The 5,036-nt window shown below is 71.0% G+C and carries 5 protein-coding genes; all 5 read right to left on the reverse strand.

Features of this window, described 5'->3' with window-relative positions; genetic code table 11:
- Nucleotides 1-1,498 (reverse strand): serine/threonine-protein kinase (locus tag D7V93_RS37540; RefSeq protein ID WP_244237738.1); only part of this gene is annotated, 1,498 nt, incomplete at its 3' end.
- Between the two features lie 19 nt (nt 1,499-1,517).
- Nucleotides 1,518-2,615 carry a 6-phosphofructokinase gene (locus D7V93_RS37545; protein ID WP_120647904.1) on the reverse strand — a complete coding sequence of 366 codons (1,098 nt, stop codon included), beginning with the start codon at nt 2,613-2,615 and terminating at the stop codon, nt 1,518-1,520.
- 153 nt (nt 2,616-2,768) lie between these two features.
- Nucleotides 2,769-3,248: a hypothetical protein gene (locus tag D7V93_RS37550; RefSeq protein WP_120647905.1), complete on the reverse strand. Its 480-nt coding sequence runs from the start codon at nt 3,246-3,248 to the stop codon at nt 2,769-2,771.
- A gap of 151 nt (nt 3,249-3,399) precedes the next feature.
- Complete coding sequence (locus D7V93_RS37555; RefSeq protein ID WP_120647906.1) at nt 3,400-3,951, reverse strand: NADPH-dependent FMN reductase; 552 nt, start codon at nt 3,949-3,951, stop codon at nt 3,400-3,402.
- A 7-nt stretch (nt 3,952-3,958) separates the two neighbouring features.
- Nucleotides 3,959-5,036: cytochrome P450 (locus D7V93_RS37560; RefSeq protein WP_147451549.1), on the reverse strand; the 1,078-nt coding region annotated here is incomplete at its 5' end.

The following is a 5,036-nucleotide window of genomic DNA, read 5'->3' on the forward strand; positions in this document are numbered from 1 at the left end:
GGGTGGGGTCAGGCACCGTGGGAACGGTGGGCTGCGATCCGCTGGGGGTGCCGGTGGCGACGGCCGGAGGCAGGGGACCCGTGGCGGTGCCAGTCGAGCCACTCGTGCCCGTGAGCCGCGAGTCGGGAGCCGTGCTCGTCGAGCCGCCCGTGCCCTGCGCGCCGGTGCCTGTCGCGCTGCTGGGGCCTTGAGGGCCCGTGCCGGTCACGCTGCTGGGGCCTTGCGAGCCCGTGCCCTGCGGACCCGTGCCGGTGCCGCTGCCCGTGAGACGCGTCCCCGCGCCCGACTGCTCCGGGTTGGCGCCGGTAGCTCCCGCCTTCGCGGGGACCTCGGTCGGTACCTCTGGCTGTGAGCGGCTCCACTGCCAACCGCCCAGGCCCAGCGCGAGCGCTACGCCCACTCCGATGCCCAGGCGCAGGCCGCGCCGCCGCCAGGTGCGCCGCCGCTGCTGGCGCTGGATTCCCTTGAGCAGCCCGAGCGCCCGCTCGTTCGTCGCGTCCAGCGCGAGCACGTGGTTGAGGCACGCCAGCGCCCTCGGCGTCCGCTTCTCCGCGAGCTGCCGCTCCCCGCGCTCCAGGAGCGCCGCGACGATGCGCTGGCGCGCGAGCCGCTGGTACGACGGCGGATCCGCGAAGAAGGAGATCAGCTCCTCGCCCACGCGGGAGAAGCCCAGCCCCGCGAGCGCGTCCGCCAGCGCGTCGCGCAGCTTGCCCGCGTTGGGATAGCGCCGCTGCGGGTCGCGCTGGAGGCACGTCGCGCAGATCTCCGCCAGCTCGTCCGACAGCGTGGGCACGCGGCGGCGCGGATCCTCGTACGTCCCGTCCAGGATGCGCTTGAGCGTCGCGGTGGTGTTCGACGCGGTGAACGGCAGCCGGCCCGTCATCAGCGCGTAGAACATGATGCCCAGGCTGAAGATGTCCGCCTCTGGCCCGGCCTCCAGGCCCTCGATGATCTCCGGCGACATGTGCGCGGGCGAACCCACCAGCGCGCCCGTCACCGTCATCCGGTCCTCGATGTCGAGCAGCCGCGCGATGCCGAAGTCCATGAGCTTGAGGACCCCGTCCTCGCGCACCATGACGTTCTCCGGCTTCAGGTCGCGGTGGATGACGCCCGCCTCGTGCGCGTGCGCCAGCGCCGCCGCCAGCTCGTGGATGATCATCGCCGCCAGTTCGGGCGGCTCCATCGGGCCTTCATCCAGGTACGTCTTGAGCGTGCGGCCCCGGATGTATTCCGTGACGATGAAGGCGTCGTGCGCCTCCGCCGAGGAGAAGTCGAACACCTCCAGGATGTTGGGGTGGTGCAGCTTGGCGACGGCGCGCGCCTCGCGGGCGAGCCGACGGCGGGACTCGTCCTTGCCGGCCAGGTGCGGGTGCAGCACCTTCACCGCGACCTCGCGGTCCAGGGCGGTGTCGAGCCCCTTGTACACGACGCTCATGCCCCCGGAGCCCAGCTCCTCCAGGATGCGATAGCGACCGATATGGCGGCCGACGAGCGACATGGCGTGGTGCGCTTCTCCCTCAGTCCCCGAAACCGATGCCCATGCTCCGGGCGAACCGCACCAGGTCTCCCTGGGGATCCACCCGTCGCTCCTTGCGCGACTCGCTCAGCGGAACGCTGACAATCTCGTTGTTCCGCAGCGCCACCATGTTCCCCCACTCGTCATCACGGATGAGGTCCAGAACCTTGCAGCCATAACGCGTCGCCAGCACGCGATCCGCCGCGCTCGGGCTGCCTCCGCGCTGCAGGTGGCCGAGCACCGTGACACGAATCTCCGCATCGATGTGGCTGGCGAGCAAATCCGCGCACGCCTTGCCTGAACCGCCGAGCCGCACCACGCCCCGGCCTGGAATCTCCGCGGCCTGCGCCAGCACGGACAGCGTGCCGCCCTGCGGGTACGCGCCCTCGGAGATGGCGATGATGGAGAAGCTGCGGCGGCGCGTGGCCCGGCGACGCAGGGTCTCCAGGACCGCCTCCACCCGGTACGGAATCTCCGGGATGAGGATGAGGTCCGCGCCGCCCGCGATCCCGCTCTCCAGCGTGAGGAAGCCCGCGTTGCGGCCCATGATCTCCAACACCATCACCCGGTCGTGGGACTCCGCGGTGGTGTGCAGGCGATCCAGCGCCTCCGTGACGATGAGCCGCGCGGTGTCGAAGCCGAACGTCTGATCCGTGCCGGACAGGTCGTTGTCGATGGTCTTCGGACACCCGACGACCTTCAGCCCCTTCTGCGCCAGCCGGTGCGCGATGGACAGCGTGCCGTCCCCGCCAATGGCGACGAGCCCGTCCAGTCGCAGCTCCTCGCAGCGGCGCAGCGCCTGATCCGACAAGTCCTGCTCCACCCAGGCGGCGCCCACACGCACCGGGTAGGCGAACGGGTTCGCCTTGTTGGACGTGCCCAGGATGGTGCCGCCCTTGGGCAGGATGCCGCGCGTGTCCTCCACACCGAGCGGGCGGACGAGCTCCGGCTCCATCAGCCCCATGTAGCCGTTCTCGATGCCCACGAACGAGTGACCGAACTCGTGCGCGCCCCGTCGGACGAGGCCTCGGATGAGAGCGTTGAGCCCCGGGCAGTCGCCACCGCCGGTGAGGACTCCGAGTCGGAGAGGTCGGGTCATAGGGACGAGAAAGTCGGACGTGGGTGTCAGTGGAGACGGGCGGCACTATGACAGCAACGTCGGTGCGGATTGTAGGTGCCACCTCCAGGGTGCGCAACGCACGAATCACGCGTCGCGTCGGATCTCCGCTCGCAAGGACGAGGGGGACACCCCTCAGTCGCGCTTGAGGCGGCGCCGGGAGGCCAGGCGATCCAGGAGGGCCTGGAGCGCGTCCTCCTTCTGGGGCGGCAGGGCCTTGTCGGTGGGGGACTGCACCGGCATCTCGCGGGCCAGCCGGTACAGCTCCTCCAGTCGCTCCTGCACCAGCTCGTTGCCGGGGCGCTCCTGGAGCGCGCGGCGGTACGCGGCGGCGGCGCCCACGTAGTCACCCAGGGTGAAGAGGCGCTCGCCCTCCTGCATGGCGGACGCCGGGCCCAGGGGGAGGCGCTGGGGCTCCTTCACGCGGTTGCGGAGGTGCTGGAGCTCCTGTGGTTGGAGGCTCTCGCGCAGGTGGGCGAGCTTGAGGGCCAGGCCCTCCTCGGAGGGGAAGGCGCGCTGCAGGTGCTCGAACAGCTCGAACGCTTCCGCCAGCTCACCCCGGCGCAGGGCGCGGTCGGCACGTGCTTCCATGTCGGCCCGGACGGCAGGAGTCATCTCGGGCGGGAGCGTACCCGGTGCCTGCCCGGGATGTCACACCGGAAGCAGGAGCGCTCGCCGGGCCGCACGGCTTCCACCGTGACGGGCCGGCGAGCGGGAAGGCAGCCTGGCGGCCGCCCGTGGGGACCCGCACGTCGGACTCGCTGCTCTAGGCCTCGGTCGAGGCCTGGGGCTGGGCCGCCTGCACGAGCGCCTGGATGGTCTTGAGGATGACGGGTGCCACGTCCGGATCCGCCGCGAGCGAGTCCTCATCCACCTTCCGGCCCGCGAGGGGGACCGTGAGCAGGCCTTCGATGACGTTCGTGAAGCTGATGGTCCGCAGCACCTCCATCAGCGACGCATGCGCGTGCTGGGAGCGCGGCGAGGCATTGATGAGCGCGGTGGGCTTGCCGGAGAACTCGCCGCTGCCCACCAGCCAGTCCAGCGCGTTCTTCATCACGCCGGAGACGCCGTGGGCGTACTCGGGGCTGGAGATGAGCACCGCGTCCACGGCCTGGAGCGCCGCGCGCAGGGCCAGCACGCTGGGAGGCGCGATGCCGTTGTCCAGGTCGTCGAGGTCCGGGTTGAAGGGCGGGATGTCGCCGAGCGCTTCGTAGAGCGACATCTCCACCCCGGGCGGGGCCAGCTTGATGGCGGCCCTGAGCAGCACGGTGTTGGACGAAACCTTCCGCAGGCTGCCTGAAATGGCGAGGATCTTCATGGCGTGCTCACGTCTCTCCGGCGGGGGTGCGCTCCGGGGCGGCGGACCATGCCACGGGCAGTTGCTTCAGGCCATACAGGACCATCTCGTGGCGGAAGGGCAGCTCCTGCACGGGCACCGCGACGCGCAGGGACGGGATGCGCTCGAAGAGGGTGCGGAAGACGATGGCCAGCTCCGCGCGGGCGAACGTCGCGCCGATGCAGCGGTGCAGGCCGTGGCCGAAGCCGACGTGGTGGCGGCAGTCGCGGCGGATGTCGAAGGCGTCCGCGTTGGGGAACGCCTGCTCGTCGCGGTTGCCGGAGCTGAGCATGACGATGAGCCCCTCGCCCTCGCGGATGAGCTGGCCGCCCACCTCCACGTCGGCGGTGGCCGCGCGAGGCAGGCCCGCGTGATTCACCGTGAGGTAGCGCACCAGCTCCTCCACCAGCGCGTCCGCCAGCGCGGGCTCGCGCAGGAAGTCCGCGAGCTGATCCTTGTGCTCCAGCAGCGTGACGGTGCCCAGGCCGATGACCTGCGCCATGGTGTCGTAGCCGCCCAGCATCAGCAGCGCGGCGATGCCCACGAGCTCCGCGTGGTTGACCTGCTCGCTGCGGGACTTGTCGGAGATGAGGCGGCCGAGCATGTCGTCGCCCGGGGCCTTCTCCTTCGCCGTCACCAGCTGGTCGAAGTAGCCCATCAGCTCGATGGCGGACGTCTCCGACTCCTTCGCGGTGCGGCTGCGGTCGAGCACGCCGTCGGTGCGGCTCTGCACGAAGCCGGCGTCCTCGAACGGCACCCCGAGCAGCTCGCAGATGACGGCGGACGCGGTGGGCAGGGCGAACGCGCGGATCAGGTCCACGGGCTGCGGCTCCTTCAGGAGCGCCTCCACGCGCAGGTCCACGATGGCCTGCATCTTCGGGCGCAGGGATTCGATGTGCCGGGCCATGAACTCGCGCGTGACGAGCGCGCGCAGGCGCGTGTGGTCCGGGGCGTCCATCTGCATGAAGAAACCCGGAGGCGTCGGCACGTCGCCGGTGACGTAGGTGGGGTAGCCGGGGCTGCGGGGGTTGGAGCTGAAGCGGCGGTCGGCGAGGACGGCGCGGATG

It is taken from the genome of Corallococcus llansteffanensis (assembly GCF_003612055.1).
Taxonomy (GTDB): Bacteria; Myxococcota; Myxococcia; order Myxococcales; family Myxococcaceae; genus Corallococcus; species Corallococcus llansteffanensis.